Below are 14,976 nucleotides of genomic sequence, written 5' to 3' on the forward strand. Positions count from 1 at the left end.
ACGCGCAAGAAAGTTGCTTGACGATAAGTAGCTTAGAGGTAAGCTAATCGCCGTCGAGTAGTTGACGACGTTACCCATCGCCACCGCCCCGCCCGGGAGCCCCCATGCGTACGTTCCGCAGCACTCGCAGCCGTACCCGCGTCCCCCGCATACCCGGGGAGCGCCGCATGCTCGTCGCCATGGCGGTCGACGCGACGGGCTCCGGGATGTACGTCCCGTTCAGCCTCGTCTTCTTCCACCACGTCACCGGGCTCGGCTTCGCCACCGTCGGTCTCGTCCTGACCGTCGTCGGACTGCTCGGCCTCGGCGGACTGCCGCTCGCGGGGGCCGCGGTCGACCGGTACGGGGCGCGGCGCGTACAGCTCCTGCTGTACGGGGTGCGGGGTACGGGCTTCCTGCTCTACCCGTTCGCCCACTCCCTGCCGGCCTTCGCGGCCGTCGCCCTCGCCACCGCCTTCGGCGACCGGGCCTTCCCCGCCGTGCAGCAGTCCCTGATCGGCGAGGTCGCCCGGGGCGCCGACCGGGACCGGCTGCAGGCCTCCTCGCGTGCTCTGCGCAACGGCGGACTCGGCGCGGGATCACTGCTCGCCTCGCTCATCGTGGGCCTCGCGGGAGACGCCGGCTTCACCGCCGCGGCCTGGCTGAACGCGGCCAGCTTCGCCCTCGCGGCCGTACTGATGCGGGGCGTACGGGCCGAACGCGGGGCGCCGTCGGCCGACCCGGCCAAGCCGTCGGCCGGCTATCGGCAGGTCTTCGCCGACCGGCCCTTCCTCGGGCTCACCGCCGTCAACTTCCTCAACGCACTGGGTTATTCGGCCCTCTCGGTCCTCTTCCCGTTGTACCTGACCACCTGGCTGCGCGGGCCGCAGGCCATCACCGGCACCGCGTTCACGCTGAACACCGTGATGTGCGCGGCGGGCGGGGTCGTCGTCGCCGCCCGGGTCCGGGCGCGCGGCGCCCGGCGCACCCGCTCCACCGCGCTCGGCTCGCTCCTGTTCGCCGCCGCCTTCGCGGCCCAGATCGTGCTCGGCACGTTCCGGCCCGGCTCGGGGATCGTGCTCGGCGGGGCCCTGATGGCCATCGTCGCCCTCTACACGCTGGGCGAGCTCGTCCACAGCCCCTCGGCCGGAGCACTGTCGGTGGCCGCCGCTCCCGAGGCGCTGCGGGGCCGCTACCTCGCGGCGTACCAGCTGTCCTGGTCGCTGTCCGCCGCGCTCGCCCCCTCGCTGTTCACCGCCCTGATGGCGGTCGACGGACGTCTGCCGTGGGCCCTGCTCGTCGGTACGTCCCTGGTCGCGGCCCTGGCCGTGGTGCGGCTTGAGCGGGTGCTGCCCGCCGGGGCCGTCCGGGTGGCCCCCGCCGTCCCGGTCGCCGCCGCGCGGGTGGCGCCTTCGGCGCCGGTCGCCGCCGCCCGCTGATCCGCCCCCCTCGTCCCTTCGTCCCCCGGGAGTCCGTCATGAACCGGAACCGCCTCACCACCGTCGCCCTGACCGCCCTCGCGCCCGTCTCCTGGGGCTCCACCTACTTCGTGACCACCCAATTCCTGCCCGCCGACCGTCCGTTGTTCACCGGCATGATGCGGGCGCTGCCCGCCGGACTCGCGCTGCTCGCCCTGACCCGGCGCCTGCCGAGAGGCGACTGGTGGTGGAAGTCGGTGGTCCTGGGCGCGCTCAACATCGGGGCGTTCTTCCCGCTGCTCTTCCTCTCCGCCTACCGCCTGCCCGGCGGCATGGCCGCGGTGATCGGCTCGGTCGGGCCGCTGTGGGTGGCGGGACTCGCCGCCCTCTTCCTCGGCGAAAAGCCCACCCTGCGCACCCTGCTCACCGGCATCGCCGCCGCGCTCGGGGTCAGCCTCGTCGTCCTCAAGGCGGCCGGGTCCTTCGACGCGATCGGGGTGATCGCGGCGCTCGGCTCCTCGGCGTCGATGTCCGCCGGGACCGTGTTCACCAAGCGGTGGGGACGTCCGGAGGGGGCCGGGCCGCTGATCCTGACCGGCTGGCAGCTCACCGCGGGCGGGCTGCTCATCGCCCCGGTCGCCTTCTTCGTGGAGGGTGCGCCGCCCGCGCTCGACGGCCGGAACATCGCCGGATACCTCTACCTCGCCCTGGTGAACACGGCCGTCGCCTACTGGCTCTGGTTCCGCGGCATCGGCCGGATGACCGCCACCTCCGTCACCTTCCTCGGCCCGCTCTCGCCGCTCACGGCCGGGGTCATCGGCTGGGCGGCGCTCGGCCAGGCGCTCGCCCCCGTACAGCTCCTCGGCATGGCGATCGCCTTCGGGGCCACCCTGGCCGGACAGATCGGCACGGGCCCGAGGAAGCCCGTCGAAGAGATCGTACCGTTCAGTTCTACTGAAGGTAATGCCGCAGAACTTTCGATGGACGTAACCGGTGCGCCGGTGCGACGGTAGGGGCACATCGAGCGCCGCGGCAGGCGCGCCTAGCCCCACCGCCCCCGAAACGGAGTCATCGTGACCGTCCTGGACCCAGTCCGCAGCACACCGCGCGCCACTGCGGCCAAGAGGGCGGGGCAGGCCTCCGGGCTCGGCCTCGCCCTCGCGGCCGTCGCGACGGTCGTCTGGTCCGGGAGCTTCGTCGCCTCGCGCGCCCTGCACGACTCCGTCCCGCCGGTCCAGGCCGCGTTCTGGCGCTGGCTGATCGCCATCGCCGCGGTCACCCCCTTCGCGATCCGCGAGACCTGGCGCCAACGCGCCCTGATCCGGGCGCACTTGGGCCATCTGACGGTGGCCTCGCTGCTCGGCATCACCGTGTACAACACCCTCGTCAACCAAGCGGGCACCTCCACGTCGGCCGGCAACATGGGCATGATCATGGCCGCCTCGCCCGTGCTGATGGCCGTCCACGAGCGCCTCACCGGCGGTCGGCTCGGCGCCCGGCGCACCATCGGACTGCTCGTCGCCGTGGTCGGGGTGCTGCTCCTGGTCAGCAAGGGCTCGCTCACCCTCGACCTCGCCCCCGGCGACCTCTGGATGGTCGCGGCGGCCCTCAGCTTCGCCTCGTACAGCGTGCTCCTCCGTCGCCGACCGGCCGAACTGGGCTCGCTCACCTTCCTGTTGACCACCTTCGTGCTCGGCGCGCTGATGCTGGCCCCCGCGTACGGCGTCAGCCTCGCGGTGCAGGGCGGCTTCGACGCCCGGCCCGCCACCGTCGGACCGCTCCTCTACGTCGGCGTGCTCTCCTCCGCCGTCGCCTTCTTCGCCTGGAACAAGGCGATCTCGCTGATCGGCGCGGCCCGCGCCGGAGTCGTCTACTACCTCCAGCCGGTCTGTGTGGCGCTGCTCTCCTACCCGCTGCTCGGCGAGGCCACGGGCCCGGCGCAGCTGGTGTGCATGGCGCTCATCCTCGGCGGGGTCGTCCTCGGCTCCCGCAGGTGAGGCGGCCGTGCGGGGCGCCGGTATGTTGCGTCCCATGAGCGAGTGGGACATCAAGAAGCTGCACATCCTGCGGACCCTGCGCGAACAGGGCACCGTGACCGCGACCGCCGAGGTGCTCCTGATGACGCCCTCGGCGGTCTCGCAGCAGTTGTCCAACCTCGCCAAGCAGCTCGGCGTGACGCTGCTCGAAGCGCACGGCCGACGGGTCCGGCTCACCGACGCCGCCCATCTCGTACTGCGCCATGCCGAGGCCGTCTTCGCCCAACTGGAGCGTGCGGACGCCGAGTTGGCGGGCTACCTCCAGGGCGAGGCGGGTGAGGTGCGGGTCGGGGCGTTCTCCACCGCCGTGCCCGCCCTGGTCGTACCGGCCGTACGCCGGCTGCGCCTCAGTCACCCCGCTCTCGAAGTACGGGTCAGGGAGGCCGAGGCGGCCGAGGCGTTCGAGCTGCTCTCGGCCGGTGCGGTGGACCTCGCCCTGTCGCTGGCCGCCCACGCGCCGAGCGCCCGTGACCCCAAGTTCGCGCTCCTTCCGCTGCTCGCCGACCCCCTCGACGTGGCCCTGCCCGCCGGGCACCCGCTCGCCGCCGAACCGGGGCTCAGGCTCGCCGACCTGGCCCACGAGCCGTGGATCTTCGGCGGCAGCGGGCCTTGGTCGGAGATCACCACGGCGGCCTGCGAGGCGGCCGGATTCGTCCCCGAACAGGCCCACAGCGCGGCCGGCTGGACGGCGATCCTGGCCATGGTGGAGGCGGGCATGGGCGTTGCCCTCGTCCCCAGGATGGCCGCGGCCGACCGCCGCGGGGGCGTCGTCACGCGGATACTCAGTGCGGATCAGCCCCGGCGGCACGTCGTGGCCGCGGTGCGGCGCGGCGCGGAGGACGGCCCGGCCCTGGCCCGCGTGCTGGCCGCGCTGCGGGACGTGGCCGGTCCCGCGTGAACACTCCGCTGGGGTGGGGGCTTTGGGCGCGGATTGCTCGCGGCTGGGCTCGCGCTGTTCCCCGCGCCCCTGAACCCGGCCTTCGGCCGCGGGACGTGCGCGGCCGGTCACGCAGTTCCCCGCGCCCCTTGAGGGGTTGGGGGTTCGGCGCGTTCCGGGAGGTGCGCCCCTCAGGGCCTCCTCAGGCGGCCGAGCCGTGGAGCGCGTCCAAGCGGGCCAGTTCGTCGACGTCGAGCCGCAGCCGGCCCGCCGCCACGTTGTCGACGAGGTGGCCGAGGTCGCCGGTGCCGGGGATGGCCAGCACGTGCGGGCCGCGTTGCAGGGTCCACGCGAGGCGCACCTGTGCCGCGCTCACGCCCCGCTCGCGCGCCACGGCCAGCACCTCGTCGCTCTCCACTCCGCTCGAACCCTCCTCCCGGCCCTCCCCGGCGATCGCGTAGAACGGCACGAAGGCGATGCCCCGCTCGCCGCACAGCCGCAGCATCTCCTCCTGCGCGGCGGGCGCGCCGATCCCGTACGGGTTCTGCACGCAGACGACGGGCGCGATGGCCAGCGCCTCCGCCAGGTGGGCGGGGCCCACGTTCGACAGGCCCAGGTGCCGGATGAGCCCGGCCTCGCGCAGTCCGGCGAGCACGCCGAAGCGCTCGGCGATCGAATCGGTGCCGCTGATGCGCAGGTTCACCACGTCCAGGTGGTCGCGGCCGAGCTGACGCAGGTTCTCCTCGACCTGCCCGCGCAGCGCCCGGGCCGTCCGCGCGTGCTCGCCCCACTCGCCCGAGGGGACCCGCGTGGGGCCGACCTTGGTGGTGATGACGAGGTCGTCCGCGTACGGCGCGAGCGCCCGGTTGATCAGCTCGTTCGCGCTGCGCAGCGGGGAGAAGTAGAACGCGGCGGTGTCGAGGTGGTTCACGCCGAGCTCAACGGCCTTGTGCAGTACGGCGATTGCCTGCTCGCGATCGCGCGGCACGGCATCCGCACACAGTGCGGCACCCACCTGTGGCAGCCGCATCGTGCCGAAGCCGATCCGGTTGACGCTCAGGTCGCCGAGCTCCCAGGTGCCCGCGGCGGCTGCGGTGATCTCATGTGAAGTCGTGGTCATGCCGGGAGTCTGGCAGGGGAGCGGGCGGGCACCGCGACGGGGCAGCCAATGGCCACATTTGTTCATCTCAGCTGAACAGACCGTGCGGAAACTTTCGATGGACGTGAGCTGTGACGGCGGGCGAAAGTCAAGGCATGACTTCCGCCACCGAGCACAACGCAGACCACGCATCCGCAGCGGACCCGCACGCCAACGACGCCGCGCCCTACGGCGGCGGCGACCCGTACGCCGACTACCGTTCCGGTGACTTCGCGTTCACCGAGCTCGTCGATCTCGCGGACCGCCGGCTCGGCGCCGGAGTCATCGCCGCCAACGACGAGTTCTTCGCCGAGCGCGAGAACCTCCTCGTCCGCGAGCGGGCCGTGTTCGACCCGGAGCACTTCGGGCACAAGGGCAAGATCATGGACGGCTGGGAGACCCGCCGCCGTCGCGGTGCGGACGCCGACCACGTCTTCCCCGCGCCCGAGGACCACGACTGGGCCCTTGTCCGGCTCGGCGCGCCCGGTGTGATCAAGGGGATCGTCGTCGACACGGCGCACTTCCGCGGCAACTACCCGCAGCGAATCTCCGTACAGGCAACGGCGGTCGAGGGCTCGCCCAGCCCCGAGCAGCTCCTCGCCGACGACGTGAAGTGGGACGAGATCATCGCGCCCACGCCGGTCCGCGGCCACGCCGAGAACGGCTTCGAGATCACCACCGGCCGCCGCTACACCCACGTCCGGCTCTGCCAGCACCCCGACGGCGGCGTCGCCCGCCTGCGCGTGCACGGCGAGGTCGTACCGGACCCGGAGTGGCTCGACACCCTCGGCACGATCGACCTCGTGGCGGTCGTCAACGGCGGTTCGTACGAGGACGCTTCGGACAAGTTCTACTCCTCGCCGACGCAGATCATCCTGCCCGGCACCTCCCGCAAGATGGACGACGGCTGGGAGAACCGCCGTCGCCGTGTCCGCGACACCAACGACTGGGTGCGCTTCCGGCTGGTCGCGCAGGGGGCGATCAGGGCGGTCGAGATCGACACGGCGTACCTGAAGGGGAACTCGGCGGGGTGGATCGCGCTGAGCGGCCGCAACGGCGAGTCCGGGGAGTGGTTCGAGATCATCCCGCGTACGCGTCTGCAGCCCGACACGCTGCACCGGTTCCGCCTGCCCGCGCAGGCGGTGGCGACGCACGTCCGCCTCGACGCGTTCCCGGACGGCGGGGTGGCCCGGATGCGCCTGCACGGCGCCCTGACGGCCGACGGCGCGGCCGAACTCCGCCGCCGTTACACGGAGTTGACCGGCTGACCCCGATCGCTCGCCCTGACTCCCGCCCGGCGGAACGGTTGCGCTCCGACGCCCGTCCGCCGGGCGGTTCTCATTTCCGTCAGAACGCGCGCGCCTTGAGCGCGTCGATGAACGTGCCGAACGACTCGGCGCGGAAGAGCAGTGCGGGGCCGTCCGGATTCTTGGAGTCCCGTACGGGGACGGTCGCGTGGCCGTCGGCTATCTCCACGCAGCTGCCTTGGTCGGGGCCGCTATGGCTGGACTTGCGCCAGCCGGTCAACGCGGAAGCCTTGGGGATGATGCGGTCAATTGTCATCGTGTCCGTAGTCCTTCGCTGTCGCCCTCAGTAGGGCAAGTGACTCCTTCAGCGGCAACGCGTCGCTCAGCGCGAGAGCGTATGTGCCCTGGAGGCATTCCACTACCGCCGGAGAGTCGTGGACCTTGCCCGTGTGGAGCCCCTCGACGTAGGCGATCGGGGGCTGGTCCTCGAACCACATGAGCGTGACCATGCTGTGCAGCAGGGGGTGTGCGCCGGTGCTGAACGGCAGCACGTGCACGCGAATGCGCTCCGCTTCCACCAAGTCTGCCAGGTGAATCAGCTGTTCGGCCATGACAGTTGGGCCACCTACGGGGTGTCGCAGAACGGCCTCGTCCAGGAGGGCCCACACGACGGGCGTCACAGGGCTGGAAAGGATGCGTGATCGCTCCAGGCGCGTGGCGACGGCTTGGTCTCGCTCCTCATTGCTCAACGGAGGGAAGGCGGCGCCCAGCATGGCGCGAGCGTACGCCTCTGTCTGAAGGATGCCGGGGACACAGGAGATCGCGAACTCGCGGATCATCGAGGCCTGTTGCTCGAACTGCCGAGCCGCCTCGAAGTGATCGGCAACCGGCTGCGCATGCTTGTCCGGCAGAAAACTCGCCAGCACATTCCCCGTGTTGAGCGCCCGGTCAAGCCGCTTCGCGTCGTCCTGAGAGGGCCAGCGGCGCCCCGCCTCGATGTGGGCGATGTGCGTGCGGCTCATGATGGCCGTCTCGGCCAGCTGCTGCTGGGTGAGGCCGGCGTGCTCCCTCTGGTCCTTCAGCCACTCTCCGTAGGCCATCGTCATGGCTCTCAACTCCCTTGTGCGACATGCACGTCAGGGCGGTCGCTACCCCTGCGCCGGGGCGGTCATCTCCACGGGGTGGCGCGCAAGGGTGTTCGGACGGCCCGGCGTTCCGTCCGAGACGGGTAAAGGCCGACCCGGGCGAACGCGCGGCAGCTCAAAGAATCGGTGGGCGTCCGAGGCGGGTCATGCGCCACACTGTGCGCCACCTCATCGCCCCGCGCGGACCGCACGGCTCGCGGATGCCCTCGGCGAAGCCACCCCACCACGCTCTGGCGCCGGGAAGGGACCGGATGCGGGCCATGGTGAGCAGGAACCAGACGCCGAGGTAGACGGGAATGAGGGGGAGGGGGAGACGGCGGCGGGCCAGCCAGACCCGGTTCCGGGCCGTGAAGCGGTAGTAGACCGCGTGCCGGGCCGGGGCCGTCGCCGGATGCTGCAGGACGAGTGCGGGTTCGTAGAGGATCTTCCAGCCCGCGTCGAGCGCGCGCCAGGCCAGGTCGGACTCCTCGTGCCCGAAGAAGAACTCGGCGGCCCACAGGCCGGTTTCCCTGAGCATCGGCATCGAGAAGGCGTGGCCGCCGCCGAGGAACGCGGTCACCAGGCCGCGCCGCATGGGGTCGTCGGCGCGCAGCCGGGGCACCCAGCGCCGTTCGGTGTGGCCGTGCTCGTCCGCCACCCGGAAGCCGACGATGCCGAGTCGCGGATCGGAAGCGAACAGGTGCTGGACCGTCCGGAACACGTCCGCGTCGATGAGCAGACCGTCGTCGTCCAGCTCGATGGCGACGTCGACATCGCCGGAGTCGCGCAACATCTCCAGGCCGACGTTGCGGCCTCCGGGGCACCCGAGGTTCTCACCGAGCGGGATCTTGATGACGTTCTCCGGCGCGTCCACATCGGTGAGGGGCGTCGCGTTGCCGACCAGTGCCACGCGTGTCGCCGGGACGTCCTGCTTCTCCACCGAGGCGAGCAGAGCCGCCAGCTCCTGCGGCCGCGTGCCCATGGTTACGATGACAACTCCGATACGGGGCAACGGCATTGCGGCGAACTCCAGGGGTCGGTGGAGTGCCGATGCTAGCGCCGCGCGCCGGCGTTCCCGTACCAAGCATTGGGGGCGCCCCCGCACAGGAGGCGCCCCCGTCGAACGAACGGCTACGCCGATGCCTCCGCGTCCGCCGCCCGCGCTCGCAGGGCTCGCTCGATGCCCGCTCGGGATTCCGAGATCAGGCGGCGCAGGGACGCGTTCGGCTCGGCCGAGGTGAGCCAGGCGTCCGTGGCGTCCAGGGTCTCCTGGGAGACCAGGAGGGCCGGGTACAGGCCCACCGCGATCTGCTGGGCGATCTCGTGGGAGCGGGACTCCCACACGCCCTTGACCGCCGAGAAGAACTTCTCGGAGTAGGGGGCGAGCAGCTCGCGCTGGTCGGTCTGGACGAAGCCGCCGATCACCGCTTCCTGCACCGCGTTGGGCAGGGTGTCGCCCTCCACGACCGACTCCCACGCCTCGGCCTTGGCCTCCGGCGTCGGGCGCGCGGCCTTCGCGGTCGCCGCGTGGCGCTCGCCCGCGGCCGTCTTGTCGAGCTCCAGCTCCGCCGCGATCTCCACCTCGTCGAAGACGCCGGTCGCCGCGAGGCGCTGCACGAACGCCCAGCGCAGCTCGGTGTCCACGGCGAGGCCCTCGATGACCTCCGCGCCCGTCAACAGGGACTGGAGCAGGTCGAGTTGCTGCGGGGTGCGGGCCGTCGCCGCGAAGGCGCGGGCCCAGGCCAGCTGGTGGTCGCTGCCCGGCTCGGCGGTGCGCAGGTGCGCCAGCGTCGCGTCCGTCCACTGGGTCAGACCCGTGTCGCGCCACTCGGGCGCCGCGTACAGGTCGATGGCCAGCTTCACCTGGCGGTGCAGGGACTGCACCACACCGATGTCGGACTCCTTGGTGATGCCCGAGAGCACCAGCGCCAGGTAGTCGCGGGTGGCCAGCTCGCCGTCGCGGGTCATGTCCCACGCCGAGGCCCACGACAGGGCGCGCGGCAGCGACTCCGCGAAGTCGCCGAGGTGCTCGGTGACGACCCGCAGGGACTCCTCGTCCAGGCGGACCTTCGCGTAGGAGAGGTCGTCGTCGTTGAGCAGCACCACCGCCGGGCGGCGGGTACCGGCGGGCAGCTCGACCTCGGTGCGGGCCGCGGCCTCGATGTCCAGCTCGATCCGGTTCGTACGGACCAGCTTGCCCGCGCCGTCCAGGTCGTAGAAGCCGATGGCGATGCGGTGCGGGCGCAGGGTCCCACGCGGCGGAGCCGCATCATCGGACACAGCGCCCTTGGCGCCGGCCGGCAGGGCCGGGGCCTCCTGCAGGACGGTGAAGGACGAGATCGCGCCCGCCTCGTCCGTCACGATCTCCGGGCGCAGGATGTTGATCCCGGCCGTTTCCAGCCAGGCCCGCGACCACGTCTTCAGATCGCGCCCGCTGGTCTTCTCCAGCGCGCCGAGCAGGTCGGACAGGCGCGTGTTGCCGAAGGCGTGCGCCTTGAAGTAGGCCTGCACGCCCTGGAAGAACTCGTCGATGCCGACGTAGGCGACGAGCTGCTTGAGCACCGAGGCGCCCTTGGCGTACGTGATGCCGTCGAAGTTGACCAGGACGTCGTCCAGGTCACGGATGTCCGCCATGATCGGGTGCGTCGAGGGAAGCTGGTCCTGCCGGTAGGCCCAGGTCTTCATCGAGTTGGCGAACGTGGTCCACGCGTGCGGCCAGCGCGAGCCCTCGGCGTACGCCTGGCAGGCGATCGAGGTGTAGGTGGCGAACGACTCGTTCAGCCACAGGTCGTTCCACCACTCCATCGTGACCAGGTCGCCGAACCACATGTGGGCGAGCTCGTGCAGGATGGTCTCGGCCCGCACCTCGTACGCGGCGTCCGTCACCTTCGAGCGGAACACGTACTGGTCGCGGATGGTGACCGCGCCCGCGTTCTCCATCGCGCCTGCGTTGAACTCCGGCACGAAGAGCTGGTCGTACTTGGCGAACGGGTAGGCGAAGTCGAACTTCTCCTGGAACCAGTCGAAGCCCTGGCGGGTCACCGCGAAGATGTCGTCCGCGTCGAGGAACTCGGCGAGCGAGGGACGGCAGTAGATGCCCAGCGGCACCGACTGCCCGTTCGGGCCCTCGTACGAGGAGTGCACCGAGTGGTACGGGCCCACGATCAGCGCGGTGATGTACGTGGAGATGCGCGGCGTCGGCTCGAAGACCCAGACGTCGTCCTTGGGCTCCGGCGACGGCGAGTTGGAGATGACCGTCCAGCCGTTCGGCGCCTTCACGGTGAACTGGAAGGTCGCCTTCAGGTCGGGCTGCTCGAACGAGGCGAAGACGCGGCGGGCGTCCGGCACCTCGAACTGCGTGTACAGGTAGGCCTGTTGGTCCACCGGGTCCACGAAGCGGTGCAGGCCCTCACCGGAGTTGGTGTAGGCGCAGTCAGCGACGACCCGCAGCTCGTTGGGGCCCGCCTCCAGGCCCGCAAGGGCGATCCGGCTGTCGTTGAACACGGCGGCCGCGTCCAGCGTGGTGCCGTTCAGGACGACCTCGTGCACGGTCGGCGCGACCAGGTCGATGAAGGTGTCCGCCCCGGCCTCGGCGGAATCGAAGCGCACGGTGGTCGCGGACCGGTAGGTCCCGCCCTCCTGCGCGCCGCTCAGGTCGAGCTCGATCTCGTACGAGTCAACGGTGAGCAGGGCTGCCCGCCGCTGCGCCTCTTCGCGGGTCAGATTCGTGCCAGGCACCCGGTCATCTCCTTCAGATGCTTCAGTTCCATCAGATCGTGACGTTCCGGCCATCCTTGCACGCAGCATGCACGCAGCGCGATGTCCGTTTTCCGCCGGTGAACAGGGCTTGGCGCGCCCACGCTGGTGCCATGACGATCTACACCGCGCGCCCCATCGACCCCGGCGTCCTCAAGGAGCTCCGCGACCTCGACGACGCCGGACGCCCCTGCGACCCGTACGTCGATCCGGAGGGCGGCGACCCCCTGCGCTGCTGTCTGCGCCCGATCCGGCCCGGCGAGCTGGTCGCCCTCGTCTCGTACGCCCCGCTTCGACGTTGGGCGGCCGGGACGGCGGCTTCGCCGGGGGCGTACGACGAGCAGGGGCCGGTCTTCATCCACGCCGAGCCGTGCGCGGGTCCCTCCGGGGACGGCTACCCCTTCGCCCGGCCCGGGGCGCTGCGCACCCTGCGCCGCTACGACGCGCGGGGACGTATCGCGGGGGGCCGCCTCCTGGAGATCCCGGTCGCCGCGGACGAGGCGTTCGACGCGGCCCTGGACGACGCCTTCTCCGACCCGGAGGTCGCCCTGGTGCACGTCCGTGCGGTCGAGTACGGCTGCTACCAGTTCGAGGTGCGTCGCCCTTGACGGTCGGGTGCGGGCAGCCACAGGCGGCCCGCGGCCCGACGGTGGACGCACCCGAAGGGGGCTAGCCCCTCAGCTCGGCCGCCACCAGCTCCGCGATCTGGACGGCGTTCAGCGCGGCGCCCTTGCGGAGGTTGTCGTTCGAGACGAAGAGCGCGAGACCGTTCTCCACGGTCTCGTCGTCGCGGATGCGGCCCACGTACGACGCGTCCTTGCCCGCGGCCTGGAGCGGCGTCGGGATCTCGGAGAGCTCGACGCCGGGTGCGTCCTTGAGGAGCTCGTACGCGCGCTCCACGCTGATCGGACGCGCGAAGCGGGCGTTGACCTGGAGCGAGTGGCCGGAGAAGACCGGCACGCGGACACAGGTGCCGGACACCTTCAGCTCCGGGATCTCCAGGATCTTGCGGGACTCGTTGCGGAGCTTCTGCTCCTCGTCGGTCTCGAAGGAGCCGTCGTCGACGATGCTGCCCGCGAGCGGGAGCACGTTGAAGGCGATGGGACGCTTGTAGACGGCGGGCTCGGGGAACTCGACCGCGTCGCCGTCGAAGGTCAGCCGGTCGGCCTCGGCTACGACCTTCTGCGCCTGGGTGTGCAGCTCGGCCACGCCCGCCAGGCCCGAGCCGGAGACGGCCTGGTAGGTGGTGGCGACCAGGGCGGTGAGGCCGGCCTCGTCGTGCAGCGGGCGCAGCACCGGCATCGCGGCCATCGTGGTGCAGTTCGGGTTGGCGATGATGCCCTTGGGGCGGTTCTTGATCGCGTGCGGGTTGACCTCGGAGACCACGAGGGGGACCTCGGGGTGGCCGCGCCAGGCGGAGGAGTTGTCGATCACGACGGGGCCCTGCGAGGCGACCTTCTCGGCCAGGGCGCGCGAGGTGGCGCCGCCCGCCGAGAACAGCACGATGTCCAGGCCCGAGTAGTCGGCGGTGGACGCGTCCTCGACCGTCACGCCGTCCAGGACCGTGCCCGCGGAGCGCGCGGAGGCGAACAGGCGCAGCTCGTCGACCGGGAAGTCCCGCTCGACGAGGATCTTGCGCATGACTGAGCCGACCTGTCCGGTGGCTCCGACGATTCCGACCCTCACGGTGACTCCTTTGGTGCTCACGTGCAGCTCACGTGGTCTTCTGACGACTCCGGCGCATCCATGATGCGTCGGCGCCCGGCGGACTTGTCCAATCCATTGTCCGGGGTGTGGGACACCTGCCCACTTGTGACAAGTCCATGGCATCCGTGTTGCATCCGCCCCGAAATGCCCTACACGGTCGTTTTCGCTGGTTACGGTCCTGGCAAGCCGGTCGATCATCGGCGACACCGCACCGCATTCCGGAGGATTTCCCGTGCCCGTATCCCGTCGCAGCCGGGCCATAGCCGCCCTCGCAGCCGCCCCGGTGATCCTGTCCCTGGCGACGCCCGCCGTCGCCCGTGGGGCCCACGACCAGCACCTGGCGAAGAAGCTGGTCAAGGAGGCGTCCGGGGAGAGCGCCCACCGTCACCTGGAGGCCTTCCAGAAGATCGCCGACGCCAACGGCGGCAACCGGGCCGCGGGCACCCCCGGCTACGACGCCTCGGCCGCCTATGTGTACGGGCAGCTCAAGCGCGCCGGGTACGACGTCTCTTACCAGGACTTCACGTTCTACGAGTCGAAGACCCTGCGGCAGAAGCTGACCGTCGGAGGGCGCCAACTGCCCACCGCCGCCTACAAGTTCAGCAAGTCGACCCCGGCCGGCGGGCTCACCGCCCAGGTGAAGGCCGCCCGCGTCGACGACACCCCGGGCTGCTCGCTCGACGACTACGCCTCGGGCACCTTCACCGGGAAGATCGCGCTGGTGAAGCGCGGCAGCTGCACCTTCCAGGAGAAGGAGGCCGTCGCCGCGAAGGCGGGCGCGGCCGGCGTGATCGTCTACAACCACTCCGGGACCGACCCCGTGCAGGGCACCGTCGAGTCGCCGGACAACGCGCACATCCCGGCCGCCGGGATCAGCCTGGCCGACGGCGAGGCGTTGGCCGGGCAGCTCGCCAAGGGCCCGGTCGAGGTCACCCTGGACGTGGCCACCGAGGCCGTGGCCAAGAAGACCCGCAACGTGATCGCCGAGACCCGCACCGGCAACCCGGACAGCGTGGTCGCGCTCGGCAGCCACCTCGACTCGGTGCCCGCCGGGCCCGGCATCAACGACAACGGCTCCGGCTCGGCCGGTCTGCTCGAAGTGGCCCTCAAGCTCGCCAAGGAGACCAAGCAGACCCGCAAGCACCCCAAGCAGCTCCCCAACAAGGTGCGGTTCTCCTGGTGGTCCGGCGAGGAGCTCGGCCTGCTCGGCTCGGAGCACTACGTCAAGAACCTCACCGAGCGGCAGCGGAAGCAGATCAAGCTCTATCTGAACTTCGACATGATCGCCTCGCCGAACGCGGCCCAGCTCGTCTACGACGGCGACGACTCCGACAAGAAGGGCGCGGGCCCCGGCCCCGAGGGCTCGGCACAGATCGAGGGCCTCATCAACGGCTACCTCGACAAGCGGCACGTCCAGCACGAGGGCTACGACTTCGACGGCCGCTCCGACTACGGCCCCTTCATCGCCGTCGGCATCCCGGCCGGCGGCACCTACACCGGCGCCGAGGAGATCAAGACGCCCGAGCAGGCCAGGAAGTGGGGCGGGAAGGCCGGGGAGGCCTTCGACCCCAACTACCATGCCGCGGGCGACACGTTGAAGAACATCGACAAGAAGTACTTCGACCTCAACATCGACGTCATCGCCCAGGCGGTCGGCACGTACGCCTACGACCTGAGCTCGCTGAAGCACTGAG

13 protein-coding genes are annotated in these 14,976 nt (G+C 71.1%); 7 read left to right on the top strand and 6 right to left on the bottom strand.

Translation table 11 applies throughout. From position 1 onward, the window contains the following. The first annotated feature begins 104 nt into the window (after positions 1 to 104). Genes IE267_RS32785 through IE267_RS32800 form a run of 4 tightly spaced genes read left to right on the top strand, consistent with a single transcriptional unit; the run spans position 105 to position 4,331 of the window. Positions 105 to 1,418 (top strand): MFS transporter, encoded by a 1,314-nt coding sequence (locus IE267_RS32785; protein WP_189765662.1) that lies wholly within the window; start codon positions 105 to 107, stop codon positions 1,416 to 1,418. 38 nt (positions 1,419 to 1,456) lie between these two features. After that, entirely contained in the window at positions 1,457 to 2,410 is a 954-nt protein-coding gene (locus IE267_RS32790; protein WP_189765663.1) for an EamA family transporter, read from the top strand. 60 nt (positions 2,411 to 2,470) lie between these two features. Next, entirely contained in the window at positions 2,471 to 3,394 is a 924-nt protein-coding gene (locus IE267_RS32795) for a DMT family transporter (protein ID WP_189765664.1), read from the top strand. A 34-nt stretch (positions 3,395 to 3,428) separates the two neighbouring features. Continuing rightward, positions 3,429 to 4,331: a LysR substrate-binding domain-containing protein gene (locus IE267_RS32800; RefSeq protein WP_167153127.1), complete on the top strand. Its 903-nt coding sequence runs from the start codon at positions 3,429 to 3,431 to the stop codon at positions 4,329 to 4,331. A 181-nt stretch (positions 4,332 to 4,512) separates the two neighbouring features. Here the strand turns inward: IE267_RS32800 and IE267_RS32805 are convergent, their stop codons facing one another. Continuing rightward, a complete protein-coding gene (locus tag IE267_RS32805; protein WP_189765665.1) occupies positions 4,513 to 5,430 on the bottom strand; it encodes an aldo/keto reductase in 918 nt (305 codons plus the stop codon). A 134-nt stretch (positions 5,431 to 5,564) separates the two neighbouring features. Between IE267_RS32805 and alc the strand changes: the two genes are divergently transcribed. Then, complete coding sequence (gene alc, locus IE267_RS32810) at positions 5,565 to 6,716, top strand: allantoicase (protein ID WP_167153129.1); 1,152 nt, start codon at positions 5,565 to 5,567, stop codon at positions 6,714 to 6,716. A gap of 79 nt (positions 6,717 to 6,795) precedes the next feature. Here alc and IE267_RS32815 read toward each other — a convergent pair whose 3' ends face one another. From IE267_RS32815 to pepN, 4 genes are all read right to left on the bottom strand, one after another. Then, positions 6,796 to 7,011 (bottom strand): DUF397 domain-containing protein, encoded by a 216-nt coding sequence (locus tag IE267_RS32815; RefSeq protein WP_189765666.1) that lies wholly within the window; start codon positions 7,009 to 7,011, stop codon positions 6,796 to 6,798. Beyond that, positions 7,001 to 7,801 carry a helix-turn-helix domain-containing protein gene (locus IE267_RS32820; RefSeq protein WP_189765667.1) on the bottom strand — a complete coding sequence of 267 codons (801 nt, stop codon included), beginning with the start codon at positions 7,799 to 7,801 and terminating at the stop codon, positions 7,001 to 7,003. The genes IE267_RS32815 and IE267_RS32820 overlap by 11 nt, the downstream gene beginning before the upstream one ends. Before the next feature lie 154 nt (positions 7,802 to 7,955). Beyond that, complete coding sequence (locus tag IE267_RS32825) at positions 7,956 to 8,837, bottom strand: glycosyltransferase family 2 protein (RefSeq protein WP_189765668.1); 882 nt, start codon at positions 8,835 to 8,837, stop codon at positions 7,956 to 7,958. A gap of 113 nt (positions 8,838 to 8,950) precedes the next feature. Next, on the bottom strand, positions 8,951 to 11,557 hold the full coding sequence (gene pepN, locus IE267_RS32830; protein WP_189765669.1) for an aminopeptidase N: 2,607 nt from the start codon (positions 11,555 to 11,557) through the stop codon (positions 8,951 to 8,953). Between the two features lie 131 nt (positions 11,558 to 11,688). Between pepN and IE267_RS32835 the strand changes: the two genes are divergently transcribed. Then, positions 11,689 to 12,183, top strand: a complete 495-nt coding sequence (locus IE267_RS32835; RefSeq protein WP_189765670.1) for a DUF1203 domain-containing protein — start codon at positions 11,689 to 11,691, stop codon at positions 12,181 to 12,183. A 61-nt stretch (positions 12,184 to 12,244) separates the two neighbouring features. Here the strand turns inward: IE267_RS32835 and IE267_RS32840 are convergent, their stop codons facing one another. Then, entirely contained in the window at positions 12,245 to 13,261 is a 1,017-nt protein-coding gene (locus IE267_RS32840; protein ID WP_167153134.1) for an aspartate-semialdehyde dehydrogenase, read from the bottom strand. A 253-nt stretch (positions 13,262 to 13,514) separates the two neighbouring features. On the opposite strand from IE267_RS32840, the gene IE267_RS32845 reads away from it, so the two are divergent. Further along, a complete protein-coding gene (locus tag IE267_RS32845) occupies positions 13,515 to 14,975 on the top strand; it encodes a M28 family metallopeptidase (RefSeq protein ID WP_167153135.1) in 1,461 nt (486 codons plus the stop codon). Position 14,976: the final 1 nt, after the last annotated feature.

The organism is Streptomyces xanthochromogenes (assembly GCF_014650455.1).
Classification (GTDB): domain Bacteria; phylum Actinomycetota; class Actinomycetes; order Streptomycetales; family Streptomycetaceae; genus Streptomyces; species Streptomyces xanthochromogenes.

Excerpts from the sequence above, each read along its gene's own strand:
- IE267_RS32785 (WP_189765662.1), top strand. The coding sequence starts at position 105 with ATGCGTACGTTCCGCAGCACTCGCAGCCGTACCCGCGTCCCCCGCATA.
- IE267_RS32790 (WP_189765663.1), top strand. The coding sequence starts at position 1,457 with ATGAACCGGAACCGCCTCACCACCGTCGCCCTGACCGCCCTCGCGCCC.
- IE267_RS32800 (WP_167153127.1), top strand. The coding sequence starts at position 3,429 with ATGAGCGAGTGGGACATCAAGAAGCTGCACATCCTGCGGACCCTGCGC.
- IE267_RS32805 (WP_189765665.1), bottom strand. The coding sequence starts at position 5,430 with ATGACCACGACTTCACATGAGATCACCGCAGCCGCCGCGGGCACCTGG.
- alc (WP_167153129.1), top strand. The coding sequence starts at position 5,565 with ATGACTTCCGCCACCGAGCACAACGCAGACCACGCATCCGCAGCGGAC.
- IE267_RS32815 (WP_189765666.1), bottom strand. The coding sequence starts at position 7,011 with ATGACAATTGACCGCATCATCCCCAAGGCTTCCGCGTTGACCGGCTGG.
- IE267_RS32820 (WP_189765667.1), bottom strand. The coding sequence starts at position 7,801 with ATGACGATGGCCTACGGAGAGTGGCTGAAGGACCAGAGGGAGCACGCC.
- IE267_RS32825 (WP_189765668.1), bottom strand. The coding sequence starts at position 8,837 with ATGCCGTTGCCCCGTATCGGAGTTGTCATCGTAACCATGGGCACGCGG.
- IE267_RS32835 (WP_189765670.1), top strand. The coding sequence starts at position 11,689 with ATGACGATCTACACCGCGCGCCCCATCGACCCCGGCGTCCTCAAGGAG.